The sequence below is a fragment of the Pseudomonas sp. TE3910 genome (assembly GCF_056279025.1).
The window spans coordinates 2,099,657-2,117,902 of the sequence record NZ_JBWBQN010000001.1; the positions used below are offsets into that span (position 1 = coordinate 2,099,657).

General features: G+C 61.0%; 16 protein-coding genes. 5 read left to right on the plus strand and 11 right to left on the minus strand.

Annotated elements, in window-relative coordinates:
* Together ACZ9H3_RS09440 and pap are read right to left on the minus strand one after the other, a co-directional pair.
* Positions 1-957 carry a DMT family transporter gene (locus ACZ9H3_RS09440; RefSeq protein WP_065760838.1) on the minus strand — a complete coding sequence of 319 codons (957 nt, stop codon included), beginning with the start codon at positions 955-957 and terminating at the stop codon, positions 1-3.
* 746 nt (positions 958-1,703) lie between these two features.
* Entirely contained in the window at positions 1,704-3,197 is a 1,494-nt protein-coding gene (gene pap / locus ACZ9H3_RS09445; RefSeq protein WP_476220517.1) for a polyphosphate:AMP phosphotransferase, read from the minus strand.
* A 140-nt stretch (positions 3,198-3,337) separates the two neighbouring features.
* Here pap and mnmC point away from each other — a divergent pair, with 140 nt between their 5' ends.
* Positions 3,338-5,341, plus strand: coding sequence for a bifunctional tRNA (5-methylaminomethyl-2-thiouridine)(34)-methyltransferase MnmC2/FAD-dependent 5-carboxymethylaminomethyl-2-thiouridine(34) oxidoreductase MnmC1 (mnmC, locus tag ACZ9H3_RS09450; protein ID WP_476220519.1), 2,004 nt, complete (start codon positions 3,338-3,340; stop codon positions 5,339-5,341).
* Between the two features lie 47 nt (positions 5,342-5,388).
* On the plus strand, positions 5,389-5,616 hold the full coding sequence (locus ACZ9H3_RS09455) for a YheU family protein (RefSeq protein ID WP_065760398.1): 228 nt from the start codon (positions 5,389-5,391) through the stop codon (positions 5,614-5,616).
* 1 nt (position 5,617) lies between these two features.
* On the opposite strand, the gene csrA is transcribed toward ACZ9H3_RS09455, so the two are convergent.
* The 6 genes from csrA to ACZ9H3_RS09485 all read right to left on the minus strand — a co-directional run bounded on the left by csrA (position 5,618) and on the right by ACZ9H3_RS09485 (position 10,377).
* Positions 5,618-5,806 carry a carbon storage regulator CsrA gene (gene csrA, locus ACZ9H3_RS09460; protein WP_065760399.1) on the minus strand — a complete coding sequence of 63 codons (189 nt, stop codon included), beginning with the start codon at positions 5,804-5,806 and terminating at the stop codon, positions 5,618-5,620.
* A gap of 135 nt (positions 5,807-5,941) precedes the next feature.
* Positions 5,942-6,274, minus strand: coding sequence for a YnfA family protein (locus ACZ9H3_RS09465; protein WP_102053875.1), 333 nt, complete (start codon positions 6,272-6,274; stop codon positions 5,942-5,944).
* A gap of 55 nt (positions 6,275-6,329) precedes the next feature.
* Entirely contained in the window at positions 6,330-7,145 is an 816-nt protein-coding gene (locus tag ACZ9H3_RS09470) for an SDR family oxidoreductase (protein ID WP_476220522.1), read from the minus strand.
* 224 nt (positions 7,146-7,369) lie between these two features.
* Positions 7,370-9,028: a cation acetate symporter gene (locus ACZ9H3_RS09475; protein ID WP_476220524.1), complete on the minus strand. Its 1,659-nt coding sequence runs from the start codon at positions 9,026-9,028 to the stop codon at positions 7,370-7,372.
* Complete coding sequence (locus tag ACZ9H3_RS09480; protein ID WP_065760403.1) at positions 9,025-9,336, minus strand: DUF485 domain-containing protein; 312 nt, start codon at positions 9,334-9,336, stop codon at positions 9,025-9,027. The genes ACZ9H3_RS09475 and ACZ9H3_RS09480 overlap by 4 nt, the downstream gene beginning before the upstream one ends.
* A gap of 192 nt (positions 9,337-9,528) precedes the next feature.
* The gene (locus ACZ9H3_RS09485; RefSeq protein ID WP_102053877.1) at positions 9,529-10,377 is read right to left on the minus strand and encodes a glycine betaine ABC transporter substrate-binding protein; all 849 of its coding nucleotides are present in this window, start codon (positions 10,375-10,377) and stop codon (positions 9,529-9,531) included.
* 333 nt (positions 10,378-10,710) lie between these two features.
* Here ACZ9H3_RS09485 and ACZ9H3_RS09490 point away from each other — a divergent pair, with 333 nt between their 5' ends.
* Positions 10,711-12,261, plus strand: a complete 1,551-nt coding sequence (locus ACZ9H3_RS09490; RefSeq protein WP_476220527.1) for a glycoside hydrolase family 17 protein — start codon at positions 10,711-10,713, stop codon at positions 12,259-12,261.
* Positions 12,262-13,394: 1,133 nt separating this feature from the next.
* Here ACZ9H3_RS09490 and ACZ9H3_RS09495 read toward each other — a convergent pair.
* Complete coding sequence (locus ACZ9H3_RS09495; protein ID WP_065760406.1) at positions 13,395-13,766, minus strand: hypothetical protein; 372 nt, start codon at positions 13,764-13,766, stop codon at positions 13,395-13,397.
* Positions 13,767-14,002: 236 nt separating this feature from the next.
* Here ACZ9H3_RS09495 and ACZ9H3_RS09500 point away from each other — a divergent pair, with 236 nt between their 5' ends.
* The gene (locus ACZ9H3_RS09500) at positions 14,003-15,301 is read left to right on the plus strand and encodes a serine/threonine protein kinase (RefSeq protein ID WP_065760407.1); all 1,299 of its coding nucleotides are present in this window, start codon (positions 14,003-14,005) and stop codon (positions 15,299-15,301) included.
* A complete protein-coding gene (locus ACZ9H3_RS09505) occupies positions 15,294-16,079 on the plus strand; it encodes an MlaA family lipoprotein (protein ID WP_065760408.1) in 786 nt (261 codons plus the stop codon). The genes ACZ9H3_RS09500 and ACZ9H3_RS09505 overlap by 8 nt, the downstream gene beginning before the upstream one ends.
* Here the strand turns inward: ACZ9H3_RS09505 and ACZ9H3_RS09510 are convergent, their stop codons facing one another.
* Both ACZ9H3_RS09510 and ACZ9H3_RS09515 read right to left on the minus strand, forming a co-directional pair.
* Complete coding sequence (locus ACZ9H3_RS09510) at positions 16,080-17,231, minus strand: patatin-like phospholipase family protein (RefSeq protein WP_330522854.1); 1,152 nt, start codon at positions 17,229-17,231, stop codon at positions 16,080-16,082. It lies immediately after the preceding gene.
* Between the two features lie 42 nt (positions 17,232-17,273).
* Positions 17,274-18,206, minus strand: a complete 933-nt coding sequence (locus ACZ9H3_RS09515) for a lipid A biosynthesis lauroyl acyltransferase (protein ID WP_099775532.1) — start codon at positions 18,204-18,206, stop codon at positions 17,274-17,276.
* Positions 18,207-18,246: the final 40 nt, after the last annotated feature.

Consider the following 18,246-nt stretch of genomic DNA (forward strand, 5'->3'; position numbering starts at 1 on the left):
TCAGCGTGCCAGGCGCACGCGCCTGGCACGCCAACCGGCAATCAGTGACGGCCCCAGCGCAATCAGCACCGAGCCAAGCACCACGATCACGGCACCGATGTACGCCAGGCCATTGATCTGCTCGGGTTGCACATAACCTGGCCAGAGCATGGCCGCCAGGGCAACACAGCCGAACGTCACCAGCGGGGTGATCGCCAGGGTCGCACTGACCCGCGATGCTTCCCAGTGGGCCAACGCTTCAGCAAAGGCACCGTAGGCAACCAGCGTGTTCAGGCAACAGGCCAACAGCAACCAGCCTTGCAGCGGGCTCAGTTGCAGCGCCTCCAGTGGGTGTGCCCATGGCGTCAGGATCAAGGCACAGATCAGGTAGATCACCATCATCACCTGTGGCGAGCTCCACACGGTGAGTAACTGCTTCTGGCCCAAGGCATAGAACGTCCACACCGCAGCGGCCAGCAGGATAATCAGAATGCCCTTGGTGTACGTGCCCAAGGAGGTCAGCAGCTCGTCCAGGCGCTGATTGAAGAACAACCCGAAGCCCAGCAGCAGAATGACCAGGCCGATCCCCTGCCCCAGGCTGAAACGCTCCTTGAAAACCACAACGCTACTGATCAACAGCAGCACCGGCCCCATCTGGATCATCAGTTGCGCTGTGCCGGGGCTGAGTATGTTCAGACCGATCAGGTAGAGCACATAGTTGCCGACCAGCCCGCCCACGCAGAGCAACAGCAGAAAACGCCCGTTTCGCCCCAGGGCACGCACGGAGGGCAGACGCCGCGTGGCGCCAAGAAAGGCCAGCAGCAGGCCACCAGAAACCAGCAGGCGGAACCAGGTGACAGTGACCGGGTCCATCACCAGCAACACCTGCTTGAGCTTGATCGGAAGGATGCCCCAGAGCACGGCCGTCAACAACGCCAGGAACAGACCGTAGACCCAGCGTCCGGAAGAAATATGCATGACCGCCTCGAAAAACCCTATGGTGGGGGGAGGCTTGATTCTACGGCGGTCACCGCAACTTACACAGTTACAGATATAGAAAAGAATTCAGCATCTCATTCCATGAAAGCCTGCAAGTGTTACGCGGGCTCTGTTGGAGCTGGCTTGCCTGCGATGGCCTGGGTGGGGTGTCAGTGGGTTCGCGCCGTTTGTATCGCGGGCAAGCCCGGCTCCTACAGGCTGCGCGGGCTCTGTTGGAGCTGGCTTGCCTGCGATGGCGTCGGTGGGGTGTCCGTGAGTTCGCGGTGGCTGCATCGCGGGCAAGCCCGGCTCCTACAGGCTGCGCGGGCGCTGTTGGAGCTGGCTTGCCTGCGATGGTGTCGGTGGGGTGTCAGTGAGTTCGCGGCGTTTGCATCGCGGGCAAGCCCGGCTCCTACAGGTTACGCGGGCGCTGTTGGAGCTGGCTTGCCTGCGATGGCGTCGGTGGGGTGTCAGTGGGTTCGCGGTGTTTGCATCGCGGGCAAGCCCGGCTCCTACAGGTTACGCGGGCTCTGTTGGAGCTGGCTTGCCTGCGATGGCGTCGGTGGGGTGTCCGTGAGTTCGCGGCGTTTGTATCGCGGGCAAGCCCGGCTCCTACAGGTTACGTGGGCTCTGTTGGAGCTGGCTTGCCTGCGATGGCGTCGGTGGGGTGTCAGTGGGTTCGCGGCGTTTGTATCGCGGGCAAGCCCGGCGCCTACAGGCTGCGCGGGCTGCGATGGCGTTGGTGGCTATTTCTTGTTGTTCTTGAACGCCGCTTCCAGCGCTTCGTTGATGGTGCGCAGCACTTTTACCCGGGCCCAGCGTTTGTCATTGGCTTCGACCAGGGTCCAAGGCGCAATTTCGGTGCTGGTACGGTCAACCATATCGCCCACCGCTTCGGCGTATTGCGGCCACTTGTCACGGTTGCGCCAGTCCTCTTCGGTGATCTTGAAGCGCTTGAAGGGGATCTGTTCGCGCGCCTGGAAGCGCTCCAGTTGGGTCTGCTGGTCAATCGCCATCCAGAACTTGACCAGCACCACGCCAGCGTTGTTCAACTGTTCTTCAAAATCATTGATCTCGCCATAGGCCCGCATCCAGTCTGCCTGCTGGCAAAACCCCTCGACTCGCTCCACCAGCACCCGGCCGTACCAGGAGCGATCGAACACGGTGAATTTGCCGCGCCCCGGGACGTGCCGCCAGAACCGCCAGAGGTAAGGCTGCGCACGTTCTTCTTCGGTCGGGGCGGCAATCGGCACGATTCGGTACTGACGCGGGTCCAGTGCTGCGGCCACGCGACGGATCGCACCGCCCTTGCCCGCCGCGTCATTCCCTTCGAACACGGCCAGCAAGGCATGGCGGCGCATGCGTTTATCACGCAGCAGCCCGGCCAGGCGAGCCTGCTCGGTAATCAGTTGCTCCTGGTATTCGTCCTTGCTCAGTTGCTTGCTCAAATCCAGGCTGCCCAACAAGCTGCGCTGATCAATGCTCTGGCTCAACGGCGCGATGTTACTCGGACGAACCACGCGCCCTTCGGTCTTCAGCGCGTTCTGCAAGCCTTCAAGCAGAATGCGCCCGACTGCCAGGCTTCGGTAATAGGGGTCGACACCCTCGATGACATGCCATGGCGCATAGTCTCGGCTGGTACGGCGCAACACCCGCTCACCAAAACGCACGAAGCGGTCATAGGTCTGTGACTGTTGCCAGTCCAGCGGGCTGATCCGCCAACTGTGCAGCGGGTCGTCCTGCAGGGACTTGAGGCGGGCTTTCATCTGTTTTTTGGACAGGTGGAACCAGAACTTGAAGATCAGCGCACCTTCATCACAGAGCATCTGTTCCAGGCGCTCGGCACCACCAATGGCCTGGTCGAGCACGGCGTCCTTGAACACACCATGAACCCGCCCCTGCAACATCTGGCTGTACCAGTTGCCGAAGAAAATCCCCATCCGCCCCTTGGCCGGCAAAGCCCGCCAGTAGCGCCAGGCCGGTGGATGGGCGAGCTCTTCATCGCTTTGCTGATCGAAGGTACGGACCTCAATCAACCGAGGGTCCATCCATTCGTTAAGCAGCTTGACCGTCTCGCCCTTGCCTGCACCTTCGACGCCATTGATCAATACAATGACCGGAAACCGTGCCTGCTGCTTGAGTTCGAACTGCGCTTCAAGCAACGCTTCTCGCAACGCCGGGACTTCAGCGTCATAGGTGTCCTTGTCGATGGCGTGACCGATTTCAGCAGATTCGAACATGTACCAGGCTCCCTTGGTTGATAAGCAAGCCTAGCGGATCAGCGCGGCTTTTGTCGGCAGAAAAATCAGTACCATGCGCCAAGTCAAACAGCGTTCAACCGATCGGCTAAAATGCCGGTCTTGCCGTTTTCGAGCCGAACATGACCGACGTAACCAACTATGCCCAGATTGACTGGGACGACCAGGGACGCCCGCATTCGCGGCAGTACGATGACGTCTATTTCTCCAAGGAACAGGGCCTTGAAGAAACCCGTCATGTGTTCATTGAGCAGAACAACCTGCGTCAGCGTTTCAGCGCCCTGCAGGACAACCAGTGCCTGGTGATCGGCGAAACCGGTTTTGGTACCGGGATGAACTTTCTTTGCGCCTGGCAGTTGTTCGCCGAATGCGCCGGCCCTGGTGCTCGCCTGCATTTCGTGACGGTCGAGAAATACCCCCTGAGCCGCGCCGATCTGGCCAAGGCCTTGGCCCTGTGGCCGGAGCTGGCAGATTTCGGCAATGCCCTGTTGGCCGAGTACGTGGCGGTGCATGAAGGCTTCCAGCAGTTTGTCTTCGAGCAGGGTCGGGTCACGCTGACCTTGATGGTGGGCGATGCGCTGGAGCAGTTGCCGCAACTCGATGCCCGGGTCGACGCCTGGTTCCTCGATGGTTTTGCCCCGGCGAAAAACCCGGAAATGTGGACCCCGGAGCTGTTCGCTCAGTTGGCCCGGCTCTCGGCCGAACAGGCCACACTCGGCACTTTTACCAGCACCGGCTGGGTTCGTCGCGGGTTGATGGCTGCCGGTTTCGCGCTGAAAAAGATCCCCGGCATCGGCAAGAAGTGGGAAATCGTGCGCGGCGTCTATGAAGGTTGCCCACCCGAGCAGGCTGCCCCGGCAACTGTCGCGCCCTGGTACGCCCGCCCGCCTGCCCTGCCGGGCCCACGCCAGGCGCTGGTGATTGGCGCCGGCCTGGCTGGCTGTGCGACGGCCGCAAGCCTGGCGGCACGGGGCTGGCAGGTCAGCCTGCTGGATCGCCATGCCCAACCGGCCAGCGAGGCCTCGGGCAACCCGCAAGGTGTGCTCTACCTGAAGCTCTCAGCCCACGGCACCGCCCTGTCGCGGTTGATCATCAGCGGCTTCGGTTATACCCGACGCTTGCTGGAACAATTGCAGCGTGGCCGTGATTGGGACGCCTGCGGTGTGTTGCAGTTAGCCTTCGACGACAAGGAAGATCAGCGCCAGGCCAAACTGGCCGAGGCCTTCGACCCGACATTACTGCAACGCCTGAACCGCACCGACGCCGAAACCATGGCGGGCATCGGTCTGGCCAGTGGCGGCCTGTTCTACCCTGAAGGTGGCTGGGTTCACCCGCCGGCGCTGTGCGCCTGGCAGGCCAAGCATCCGAACATCCGCCTGCTGATGCATCACCAGGTGCTGGAACTGCGCAAAGCCGATGGCCAGTGGCAGGCCTGGGAGGGCGAGCGCCTGTTGGCCAGCGCGCCGCTCGCGGTGTTGGCCTGCGCGGCGGAGATCCATCGGTTTGAGGGCTGCAGTGAACTGCCGCTCAAGCGCATTCGCGGGCAAATCACCCGCCTGCCGGCCACTGGGCAGAGTTCAACCTTGAGCACCGTGGTCTGCGCCGAGGGTTACGTTGCCCCACCGCGCCTGGGTGAACACACCCTCGGCGCCAGTTTCGACTTCACCGCCACCGAGCTGACGCCCACCGCCGCCGAGCACCAAGGCAACCTGGCGTTGCTACAAGAGATCTCCGCCGACCTGGCGATGCGCCTGGGCGCCGATCATCTCGACCCCGAGGTGCTGGAAGGCAGGGCCGCGTTCCGCTGTACCAGCCCGGACTACCTGCCAATCGTTGGCCCGCTGGCTGATCAAAAAGCGTTCGCTCAGGCCTATGCGGTGCTGGCCAAAGACGCCCGGCAACAACCGAGCACGCCCTGCCCTTGGCTTGAGGGCTTGTACATCAACAGCGGCCATGGCTCGCGTGGGTTGATCACCGCACCGCTTTCAGGCGAGCTGGTTGCTGCCTGGGCTGACGGTGCGCCGCTGCCACTGCCCCGTGCAGTCGCCGAAGCCTGCCATCCGAACCGCTTCATGCTGCGTGAACTGGTTCGCGGCAAGCGCAGACAGGGCGAAGCCAGCCAGTAACGATTCGCGTAGGATGTGGGCACTCTTAACTACGTCCAAGTCCTTTTATGCTGATTCCTTACGACCAACTGGAAGCTGAGACCCTGACCCGCCTGATCGAGGATTTCGTCACCCGCGACGGTACCGACAACGGTGACGAAACCCCGCTCGAAACCCGCGTACTGCGGGTTCGCCAAGCGCTGCTCAAAGGTCAGGCCTTTATCCTCTTCGACCTGGAAAGCCAACAGTGCCAGTTGCTGCCCAAGCACGAAGTCCCTCGGGAACTGCTGGACTGAATCAGTCCGTGCTCATCTTCTTGCCGGCCTGCTCGACAATACGCCGGTAGATTTCCGCCCTGTGCACCTCGATATGCCGTGGAGCGCTGATACCGAAACGTACGGTACCGCCTTCCACGGACAACACTTCGATCCTGATCTGACCATCAATGGCGATCACCTCACCTACCTCACGTCCGATAACCAGCATCGCTTTTTCCTCCAGCTTTTGGCGAATCTGGAGACTGCTGCATGGGCAAGGTGCCATCAATGCTGCGAGCGGGATTTAGACAGTTCCCACCGCACTTTCAGATTTTCCCTACAAATAAACTTAAAAAAGAGGCTTTCAGGCGCTGTGAAAACGCGGCCCCAATACAATGAGGGTGGCGCCCAGCACACACAGCAGCGCGCCCATCCAGTCCGTGCTCAACGGCCTGGCGCGTTCGATGACTGCCAACCAGATCAACGAGGTGACAATGTAAATACCGCCATAAGCCGCGTATGCCCGACCGGCATAGGCCGCCTCGACCCGGGTCAGGATCAGCCCAAACAGGGTCAGGCTGAACAACGCTGGCGCGATCCACCACGCGCTCTTGCCCAGTCGTAGCCAGAGATAGAAGGCATAACAACCGCCAATCTCGAAGACTGCAGCGAGGAAGAACCAGAAGTAATTGATCACGCCAGGGCACCTTGGGTTGTTCAGCAAAGGCGCCCAGAATACCTGAGGCGAACGCTCAAGCCTGCGTCGAGCGAGCCTTGCCGCACATTTTCTCGGCCATTGTGGCCATCTCGTCATACAGCGCCTGAGGGTTTTGCTGCTTGAGTTGCCAGGCCTGGCGACCTTGTTCGTGAGGGAGGATCATGAATTCGCCTTGCGCGACGTGCTGGTAGATATAGTCGGCGATGTCACTCGCCGTAATCGGCGAGCTTTCCAGCAACTTGCCCACTTGCGCTTTCATTGCTGGCGTCGGGCCACGGAACGAGTCCAGCAGGTTGGTCTGGAAGTACGAGGGGCACACCACGTGCACAGCGACCTCCTGTTGGCGCAACTCCACCAGCAGGCTTTCCGACAGGGCCACCACGCCCGCCTTGGCCACGTTGTAGTTACTCATGGCAGGGGCCTGCATCAAGGCCGCCATGGACGCAATATTGATGATCCGCCCCTTGCTGCGGGTCAGCAGGGGCAAGAACGCCTTGCAGCCCTTGACCACGCCCATCAGGTTGATTGCCAGTTGCCAATCCCAGTCCTCCAGCGACAACTCGGCGAAAAAGCCGCCAGAGGCAACGCCGGCATTGTTGACGACGACATCAACGCCACCGAAATGCTCTTCGCAGGCCTGCGCCAATGCTGTCAGCTGGCTGTAGTCGCGCACGTCGCAGCGCTGGGTAAAGCCTGTTCCACCGGCCTCACGCACCAGGGCCAGGGTGTCCCGCAAGCCGGCCTCATTGACATCGGCAAGTGCCAGTTGCCAGCCCTCACGCGCCCAACGCAACGCAATTTCCCGGCCCAGCCCCGATCCGGCGCCAGTGATCATCATGCGGTTTTGCATAGACGGATGCCTCGTTCAACCATGGATACGTTCGGCGAGTGTAGCGAAGGCATGGGCCGGCCCCATCCTTCATCAGGTTGCTGAATGGCGCAGGCTAAATGAACGGTGTGACCTGAAAGCACCGTAGGGCTGGAGACTTGAAACCAGCACCTGCGACGTAAAAGCCCCAAAAAAAATGCCAGTCAATCGACTGGCATTTTTCTGTGGCTTAACCGCTCAGCGTCTTAGTGCGATACCGCACCGCTGGCGCCCAGGCCGGTTTGCGAACGAACGAACTGCGGGTAGAACAGTGCACGTTCTTCATCAGCTGCTTTGGACTTGTCGGTGATCGAGAAGAACCAGATACCGACGAAGGCAATCAGCATCGAGAACAGCGCTGGATACTCGTACGGGTAGATGGCTTTCTCGTGACCGAGGATCTGTACCCAAATGGTTGGGCCGAGAACCATCAGGCCTACTGCGCTGACCAGGCCCATCCAGCCGCCGATCATGGCGCCACGGGTAGTCAGTTTCTTCCAGTACATCGACAGCAGCAGTACCGGGAAGTTGCAGCTGGCAGCGATGGAGAACGCCAGGCCTACCATGAACGCGATGTTCTGCTTCTCGAACAGGATGCCCAGGAAGATTGCCAGTACCGCCAGAGCGATCGTGGTGATCTTCGAAACGCGGATCTCGTCCTTCTCGTTGGCGCGGCCTTTACGGAACACGCTGGCATACAGGTCGTGGGACACTGCCGAGGCACCGGCCAGGGTCAGGCCTGCAACCACAGCCAGGATGGTCGCGAACGCCACCGCCGAGATGAAGCCGAGGAAGATGCTGCCGCCCACCGCTTTGGCCAGGTGGATAGCTGCCATGTTGTTACCGCCCAACAGCGCGCCAGCCGCGTCCTTGAAGTCCGGGTTGGTGCTGACCAGCAGGATCGCGCCGAAGCCGATGATGAAGGTCAGGATGTAGAAGTAGCCGATGAAGCCCGTTGCATACAGCACGCTCTTACGCGCTTCCTTGGCGTCGCTCACAGTGAAGAAGCGCATCAGGATGTGCGGCAGGCCAGCGGTACCGAACATCAGTGCCAGGCCCAGCGAGAACGCCGAGATCGGGTCTTTCACGAGGCCACCCGGGCTCATGATCGCTTCACCTTTAGGGTGAACGCTGATCGACTCGGAGAACAGCATGTTGAAGTCGAAGTTGACGTGTTTCATGACCATCAGTGCCATGAAGCTCGCACCGGACAGCAGCAGTACAGCCTTGATGATCTGTACCCAGGTGGTCGCCAGCATGCCGCCGAACAACACGTACAGCGCCATCAGGATGCCCACCAGGATCACCGCAACGTGGTAGTCCAGGCCGAACAGCAGTTGGATCAGTTTACCTGCACCCACCATCTGAGCGATCAGGTAGAACGCTACCACCACCAGCGAGCCGGAGGCCGACAGGGTGCGGATTTCCTTCTGCTTCAGGCGATAGGAAGCGACGTCGGCAAAGGTGTATTTGCCCAGGTTACGCAACCGCTCAGCGATCAGGAACAGAATGATTGGCCAGCCGACCAGGAAGCCGATCGAGTAGATCAGGCCATCGTAGCCAGAGGTGTACACCAGTGCGGAAATACCCAGGAAGGACGCCGCGGACATGTAGTCACCGGCGATTGCCAGACCGTTCTGGAAGCCCGTGATACGACCACCCGCAGCATAGTAATCCGCTGCCGAGTTGTTGCGCTTGGATGCCCAGTAGGTAATGCACAGGGTGGCGCCAACGAAAACCACGAACATCACAATGGCAGAGATGTTCAGGGGTTGTTTGTGGACCTCACCGGTCAGGGCTTCTCCCGCCCAGACGGCCGGCGCGAATACGCCGAAGGCCAGTGTTGCCAGTAAACGCCGGATCATTGCTGAGCCTCCTTGAGAATCGCGTTGTTCAGGTCGTCGAACTCACCGTTCGCGCGACGTACGTAGATCCCAGTGAGAATGAAGGCCGCCACAATAATGCCGACACCCACAGGAATGCCCCACGTAATCGAACTCTCAGGGCTGATCTTGGTGCCCAGAATCTGGGGACCATAAGCGATAAGCAGGATGAAGCCAGTGTAAAGCCCAAGCATGATCGCCGATAGAATCATGGCGAACCGCTCCCGTTTCGAAACCAGCTCCTTGAACCGCGGGCTGTTTTGTATCGAGAGGTAAATGCTGTCGTTCATTGTTTTTGTCCTCGCAGCACAGAGTAGAAAGAACTCACCGCTACTTTATGCTGCCTTGGGACTCACTCCAGACGACCTTAGTCTTAGATGTAAAACTCTTTTGCAGTTTCTGTAACAGCCAGAAATGCAAAGGGCTGCATGATCGCAACGATTCATGCAGCCCTGGAGCCCCGAAAAAAAGGCTTGAAGCCGTTACTTGGCGGTCCACTCCGCGACGCGCTCAGGGTGCTTAGCAACCCAATCCTTGGCGGCGGCCTCAGGCTTGGCGCCCTCCTGAATCGCAAGCATGACCTCGCCGATTTCGTCTTTCGACTGCCAAGAGAACTTTTTCAGGAACGTGGCGACTTCTGGCGCCTTGGTCGCCAGCTCTTTGCTGCCAATGCTGTTGACGGTTTCAGCAGCGCCGTACACCCCTTTTGGGTCTTCAAGGAAGCGCAGTTTCCACTTGGCGAACATCCAGTGCGGTACCCAGCCGGTGACCGCAATCGACTGCTGCTTGGCATAGGCACGCCCCAGCTCAGCCGTCATCGCCGCACCAGAACTGGCTTGCAGCTTGTAGCCGGTCAGGTCGTAGTCCTTGATCGCTTGATCGGTCTTGAGCATCACGCCGGAGCCGGCATCGATACCTACAATCTTTTTCTTGAAGCTGTCGTCAGTCTTCAAATCGGCCAGCGAAACAGCCTTGACGTACTCCGGCACGATCAGGCCGATCTTGGCGTCCTTGAAGTTAGGGCCGTAATCGACCACGTTGTCCTTGTTTTTACTCCAGTACTCGCCGTGGGTGACCGGCAGCCAGGCGGAAAGCATGGCGTCCAGTTTGCCGGTGGCGACGCCTTGCCACATGATGCCGGTCGCAACGGGCATCAGCTTGACGTCATAGCCGAGTTTTTCCTTGATCACTTGTGCCGCGACAAACGTCGTCGCGACGCTGTCCGACCAGCCATCGACGTAGCCGATGCTCACTTCCTTGGCCATCGCCTGCGTGGCGCCCATTGCCAGTACCAGGGCGGAGGCCGCCCCCAGGAGTCGTCGCATTTTCATCAAAGCTTCCCCTCGTTACTTCACGGAAAGTGCAGCGCCCGACGATGGTCGAGCATCGTCACGTTGTTTTGGTGCATGGCGCCCCCGTCACGCCCACTTACCAGGACAGCCGAAGCATCAGCGGAGTACTGATGCAAGGCATCATCAACCGACACGTCTCGGGAACCTGCTCTGGCAGCGACCTCAAGACACCGAGAAACGACATCATCAGGCCAGCAGGCCGGGGCGTGGTTCGAACGGCTGCCGGTTATGCCCGAACTTTGCATGCCAAGGCTTTAGCGGGCGGCGTTTGCAGGTACTATTGGCGGCTTTGTTACCAGACGGCGTCGATTAATGTCCTCTACCGCCCGCTTCCCCGTGCTGCCTTACCTGTTCGCCTGCCTGCTCGGCCTGTTTGCCCTTGCCGGGCTTTGGTACGGACTGGGGAAACCGGTGGTACTGCCCGACGCCGCCAGTGCTACGCACAAACTCCAATGCGCGTCCTATACGCCGTTCGATAAAGACCAGTCCCCGTTCGACCAGCCTTTCCAACTGCGCCCGGCGCGCATGGATGCCGACCTGGCATTGCTGGCCAAACGTTTCGAGTGCATTCGCACCTACTCAATGACCGGCCTTGAGGCGATCCCTGAACTGGCACGCAAGCACGGCCTGAAGGTAATGCTGGGTGCCTGGATCAACAGCAACCCGGCAGACACCGAGAAGGAAATCCAGGCACTGATTGCCTCGGCCAATGCCAACAAGGACGTCGTTCGTGCGGTGATCATCGGTAATGAGGCGCTGCTGCGCAAGGAAGTGACCGGCCCGCAACTGGCCGGCCTGATTGCCCGGGTGAAAAGCCAGGTCAGCGTGCCGGTGACCTATGCCGATGTCTGGGAGTTCTGGTTGAAACATCCTGAGATTGCCCCGGAGGTGGACTTTCTGACCATCCACCTGCTGCCCTACTGGGAAGACGATCCGAAGCGAATCGACGACGCCCTCGCCCATGTCGGCGAGATCCGCCAGGTGTTCGGCAACCGCTTCGCGCCCAAGGATATCCTGATTGGTGAAACGGGCTGGCCCAGCGAAGGTCGCCAGCGCGAAACCGCCCTGCCCAGCCGGGTCAACGAGGCACGCTTCATTCGTGGTTTCGTGGCCATGGCCGAGCAGCAGGGCTGGCATTACAACCTGATCGAAGCCTTTGACCAGCCGTGGAAACGCGCCAGCGAAGGTGCCGTCGGCGGTTACTGGGGGCTGTATGACGCAGACCGCCAGGACAAGGGCGTGCTTGAAGGGCCGGTGTCGAACCTGCCGCTCTGGCCGCAGTGGCTGGGCTTCGGTGGCGTACTGTTCCTGATCACGCTGTGGCTTGCCGGCCCCGTGCGCGGCACCCGCTCGGCCTTGCTGCTGCCTTTGCTGGCAGCAACCGGTGCCGCCAGCATCGGGCTGTGGGGTGAGCTTGCGCGAATCAACAGCCGGTTTGCCGGTGAGTGGTTGTGGGCGGGCCTGTTGGTCGGCTTGAACCTGCTGGTGCTGGCCCATGCGGCCCTGGCACTGGCGACACGTGAAGGCTGGCGTGATCGCGCCTTCAACTGGCTGGAGGCCCGAGCGGGATGGTGGCTGGTGGCGGCAGGCTTTGCGGCAGCGGTAAGCATGCTGGCGTTGGTGTTTGACCCGCGTTACCGCAGTTTTCCAAGTGCGGCATTGGTGTTGCCGGCACTGGTCTATGCCCTGCGGCCGGTACGTGCGCCACGGGCGGAGGTCGGTGTGCTGACGTTTATCATCGGGGCCGGTATCGCGCCGCAACTGTTCCGTGAGGGCCTGGGCAACCAGCAAGCGTGGATCTGGGCGGCAGTCAGTGTGGTGATGGTGGTGGGATTGTGGCGGAGTTTGAGGGTGCGTCAGTAACGTACAGACGCTACCACAGCTGGTGCGGGCGCTGTTGAAGCAGGTTTGCCTGCGATGGCGTCGGTGGGGTGTCAGCGAGTAAGCGGTGTTTGCATCGCGGGCAAGCCCGGCTCCTACAGGCTGCGCGGGTTCTGTTGGAGCTGGCTTGCCTGCGATGGCGTCGGTGGGGTGTCCGTGAGTACGCGGTGGCTGCATCGCGGGCAAGACCCGCTCCTACAGGTTACGCGGGCGCTGTTGGAGCAGGTTTGCCTGCGATGGCGTCGGTGGGGTGTCAGCGAGTACGCGGTGGCTGCATCGCGGGCAAGCCCGGCTCCTACAGGCTGCGCGGGTTCTGTTGGAGCTGGCTTGCCTGCGATGGCGTCGGTGGGGTGCCTGTGAGTGCGCGGCGTTTGTATCGCGGGCAAGCCCGGCTCCTACAACTTGCGCGGGTTCTGTTGGAGCTGGCTTGCCTGCGATGGCGTCGGTGGGGTGTCCGTGAGTTCGCGGCGTTTGTATCGCGGGCAAGCCCGGCTCCTACAGGTTGCGCGGGCTCTGTTGGAGCAGGTTTGCCTGCGATGGCGTCGGTGGGGTGTCAGTGAGTTCGCGGCGGCTGCATCGCGGGCAAGACCCGCTCCTACAGGTTACGCGGGCTCTGTTGGAGCAGGTTTGCCTGCGATGGCGTCGGTGGGGTGTCAGTGAGTTCGCGGCGGCTGTATCGCGGGCAAGCCCGGCTCCTACAGGTTGCGCGGGCGCTGTTGGAGCTGGCTTGCCTGCGATGGCATCGGTGGGGTGTCCGTGAGTTCGCGGCGTTTGCATCGCGGGCAAGACCCGCTCCTACAGGCTGCGCGGGTTCTGTTGGAGCTGGCTTGCCTGCGATGGCGTCGGTGGGGTGTCCTTGAGTTCGCGGTGTTTGTATCGCGGGCAAGCCCGGCTCCTACAGGTTGCGCGGGCGCTGTTGGAGCTGGCTTGCCTGCGATGGCGTCGGTGGGGTGTCAGCGAGTACGCGGTGGCTGCATCGCGGGCAAGCCCGGCTCCTACAGGTTACGCGGGCGCTGTTGGAGCTGGCTTGCCTGCGATGGCGTCGGTGGGGTGTCCTTGAGTTCGCGGCGTTTGGCTGCCACAGCAGGCTTACCTGCGATAGGCTCAACACGGTCTCAGGGGGTACGCGGCGCCTGCCTAACCAGGCGCAACGCCGCCAGCACCACGGCAAACACGGCCATACTGGCGGTGTACAAGACCAAGGCCGGAATCCCGAACAGTAATGCCAACACCGCCATGCGCCAGCCGGCACGCCCCGGGATCAGCATCGCCAGCAGTGCCAGGCCCAACGCCGTCCAGGCCAGTACCCGCCAGTGGATCATCAAACCCAACGTCGAACGCACCTGACACGACCAGGTCGTCGCCTGCTCCAGGCACAGGCCAACCCACTGTGGGTCTTCCATCAACACGTAACGCACCCCGTAGCTTGCGGCCAGCCACAACGGCAGCAAAACCAGCAAAGCGACAAACGGTAACAAGCGGGGCATGCGCAACTCCAAAATACTGAAAATCGGCACCCAGCATAATCGTCCAAACGGTCTATGCAAGGCGAAAGCGCCAGCCTGGGCTACTTTACCCGTATGACCAATCAAACCTGTTGTTGCAGCAACAGATGCCGCAACGGCACTATCGGCTGCGATGAATGCAACACCGCTTGGCAACTTTGCCAGCCTCAGGGTTGTCCTAACCTGCGCATTTCGCTTGTATTTTCCGGGGACTCGTCATGCTTCGATCACTGCACCTTGCCACTTTGTTGGGTGGCCTCCTGCTGAGTGCGTGCGCCTTGGCGGCCGATATCGATGCCGCCAGCTACGGTTACCCACTGACCAATCCCTTTGAAGCGACTATCGCCTCGACCCCGCCCGAGCTGCGCCCGGAGCTGCCCAGTGATGAGGATATCCGTCAGTCCGATTACAGCCTGAATCTCAGGCCTGAGCGGGCGTTCAGCCTGCCCGACAATTTTTGGCCCGTGAAAAAACTGCGCTATCGAATGGCCCGTCAGGACCACCCCGCACCGCTGATTTTCCTCATTGCCGGTACCGGTGCGCCTTACAACAGCAGCCTCAACGAGTACCTGAAGAAGCTCTACTACAAGGCCGGTTACCATGTAGTGCAGTTGTCGTCGCCCACGAGTTTCGACTTCATGACCTCGGCTTCGCGCTTCGCCACCCCCGGGGTTTCCAAGGACGACGCCGAAGACATGTACCGGGTGATGCAAGCAGTAAGGGCTCAGCACTCACATTTGCCCATTACCGACTTCTACCTCACCGGCTACAGCCTCGGCGCCCTGGATGCGGCGTTTGTCAGCCATCTGGATGAGACCCGACGCAGTTTCAACTTCAAGCGCGTACTGCTGCTCAACCCACCCGTGAACCTCTATACCTCCGTCAGCAACCTCGACAAGTTGGTGCAGACGCAGGTCAAGGGCATCAACAACAGCACCACGTTCTACGAGCTGGTGCTGGGCAAGCTGACCCGTTACTTCCAGCAAAAGGGCTACATCGACCTCAACGATGCCTTGCTCTACGACTTCCAGCAGTCGCGCCAGCATTTGTCCAACGAGCAGATGGCCATGGTGATTGGTACCTCGTTCCGATTTTCCGCGGCCGATATTGCCTTCACTTCGGACCTGATCAACCGCCGCGGCCTGATCACCCCGCCCAAGTACCCGATCACCGAAGGCAGTAGCCTGACGCTCTTCTTCAAGCGCGCCCTGCAGTGCGACTTCGACTGCTACCTGACTGAGCAGGTCATCCCGATGTGGCGTGCCCGTACCGACGGTGGCAGCCTGCTGCAACTGATCGATCAGGTCAGCCTGTATGCCTTGAAGGACTACCTCAAGGGCAGTTCGAAAATCGCCGTGATGCACAACGCCGACGACGTGATCCTCGGCCCCGGCGATATCGGTTTTCTGCGTAGCACCTTTGGTGACCGCCTGACGCTTTACCCACATGGAGGCCATTGCGGCAACATCAATTACCGCGTCAACAGCGACGCCATGCTGGAGTTTTTCCGTGGTTAAAAAACTTCTATTCCTATCGGCGCTGTTCACCGCAGGCCTGGCCCAGGCCGACGGCCCTTCGAACCAGACGCGTACGGCGGACGCGGATGGTTTTACCCAGCCGCTCAAGACCCTGAAGTTCAACCCAGGCCTGGACCAGCGCGAATTTGAGCGTTCGACGCTCACCGCCCTGAACGTCTACGACCCATGGGAGTCCTGGAATCGCCGGGTGTACCACTTCAACTACCGCTTCGATCAGTGGGTGTTCCTGCCCGTGGTCAATGGCTATCAGGCGATTACGCCGGGCTTCGTCCGTAGCGGCGTAAGCAACTTCTTCAGCAACCTGGGCGATGTACCTAACCTGTTCAACAGCCTGTTGCAGCTCAAGGGCAAGCGCTCGATGGAGGTCACCGCGCGCCTGTTGCTGAACACCACGATTGGAGTCGCAGGGTTGTGGGATCCGGCCACCAAAATGGGCATTCCGCACCAAAGCGAAGACTTCGGCCAGACACTGGGCTTCTATGGTGTGCCCGAAGGCCCCTACCTGATGCTACCGATCCTCGGCCCGTCCAACCTGCGTGATACCGGCGGACTGGTGGTGGACTATAGCGGCGAGACGCAGATCAACTTCCTCAACGTTGCCGAGGTCAGCAGCAATCACCCGGAACTGGTCGTACTACGCGCGGTCGACAAGCGCTACACCACCAGCTTCCGCTATGGCCAGACGAACTCGCCATTCGAATATGAGAAGGTGCGCTACGTTTACACGGCAGCACGGCAACTGCAGATCAATGAGTGATCAGAGCCCGAGAAACCGGCTGAGCTGCGAACGCTTGGCCAGGGCATCGCGCCGCCCCAGTTCAATCAGCTCACTGCAGTAGCTGGCCTCGAACAGCAGGTAGCTGAGCACTCCGGCGCCGCTGGTCCTGGTCGCCCCCGGCCCACGCAGGAACAGGCGCAAAGCCGCTGGCAACTCGCGCCGGTGACGGGCTGCGATTTCATCCAGCGGCTGGCTGGGCGCGACCACCAGCACTTCCACTGGCGTCAACCCCAAGTGCTTGGGGCGTCGCTCGGACGGCAACAGGTGGCTCAGGTGGTTAAGCCGCTGCAGTAACTCCAGGTCGTCTTCCAGGCTGTCAATGAAGGTACTGTTGAGCATGTGCCCGCCAATTTGCGCCAAGCTCGGGTGCTGGCCTCTGAAGCTGCGCTGATGCGGGTGAGGTACCGATGGCTGCTGGGGGTTACCACTGACCCCGACCACCAGTACCCGGTTCGCGCCCAGGTGCAGCGCCGGGCTGATCGGCGCCGACTGGCGCACCGCACCATCACCATAGAACTCCTGGCCCAACATGACCGGCGCAAAAAGCAAGGGGATCGCCGAGCTGGCCAGCAGGTGCTCGATGGTCAAGCGCGTGGGCATGCCGATGCGTCGGTGGCGCAACCAAGGGTCGATAGCACCACGCCCCTGATAGAAGGTCACGGCCTGCCCCGACTCGTAACCGAAGGCGGTCACCGCCACGGCGTGCAGGTGTTTTTGCTCGATCGCCGTGGTAATGCCATTCAGGTTCAAATGCGTATTGAGCAGACCGCGCAACGGGGAGCTGTCGAGCAACGCAACCGGTACTGGCCTACCCAGCCCCAACAGGCTGTGAAAGACAAAGCGCGCAGCCTGGCGCACCACGCCTGGCCAATCACTGCGCAGCACCTGACTGCTGCGAAAGCCTTGCCAAAGCTCGGTGAGCTTGTGAATCGTCTCGGAAAACTGCATGGCGCCGCTGGCCAGGGTGACGGCATTGATGGCGCCGGCCGAGGTACCGACAATCACCGGGAAGGGATTGGCAGCACCCGCTGGCAATAGATCGGCAATCCCGGCCAGCACCCCGACTTGATAAGCGGCACGGGCCCCGCCGCCGGAAAGGATCAGACCGGTGACCGGTTCTGCTGCTGCCATGCTGTTGCTCCCTGAGAACTCGCTGGAAAGTCCGTATATGGACTAACGCCGTTTTTCGTAAAGCTTCGGCGCCCCTGGTGGCCGCGATTTGAAGCGTCGATGCGCCCAGAGATACTGCTCAGGGCATTCACGGACCGAGGCCTCAACCCACTGGTTGATGCGCAGGCAATCGGCTTCTTCGGTCTCACCAGGGAAGTCAGCCAGCGGCGGATGGATCACCAACCGGTAGCCGCTACCATCGGCCAGGCGCTGCTGGGTAAAGGGGATCACCCTGGCCTTGCCCAGGCGGGCGAACTTGGTGGTTGCCGTCACGGTCGCAGCCTGAATGCCGAACAGCGGCACAAACAGGCTCTGCTTGGCGCCGTAGTCCTGGTCTGGCGCGTACCAGATCGCCCGGCCGGCACGCAGCAGTTTGAGCATGCCGCGCACGTCTTCACGCTCCACCGCCAGCGAGTCGAGGTTGTGCCGCTCGCGCCCCTGGCGCTGAACAAAGTCGAACAGCGGGTTCTTGTGTTCGCGGTACATGCCGTCGATGGTGTGTTTCTGGCCAAGCAAGGCCGCACCGATCTCCAGCGTGGTGAAATGCAACGCCATCAGGATGGCGCCCTGGCCATCACGCTGCGCGGCCTGCAGGTGTTCCAGCCCTTCGATGTGCGCCAGGCGTGCCAGGCGGGCTTTTGGCCACCACCAGCTCATGGCCATCTCGAAGAATGCGATACCGGTGGAGGCGAAATTTTCCTTGAGCAGGCGAGTCCGCTCGTCGGACGACAGCTCGGGGAAACACAACTCGAGATTGCGTGCGGCAATACGCCGACGCTCGCCAGCGACGCGGTACATGGCCAGCCCGAGGCCACGGCCGATAGCCAGCAATACCCGGTAAGGCAACTGTACGATCAACCAGAGCAGGCCCAGGCCCAGCCACAAAGGCCAGAAGCGCGGGTGCAAAAAATACGGACGAAAACGCGGGCGATCCATTCAAGATTCCGGAAAGACAAAGGCCGCGCATTCTACAACG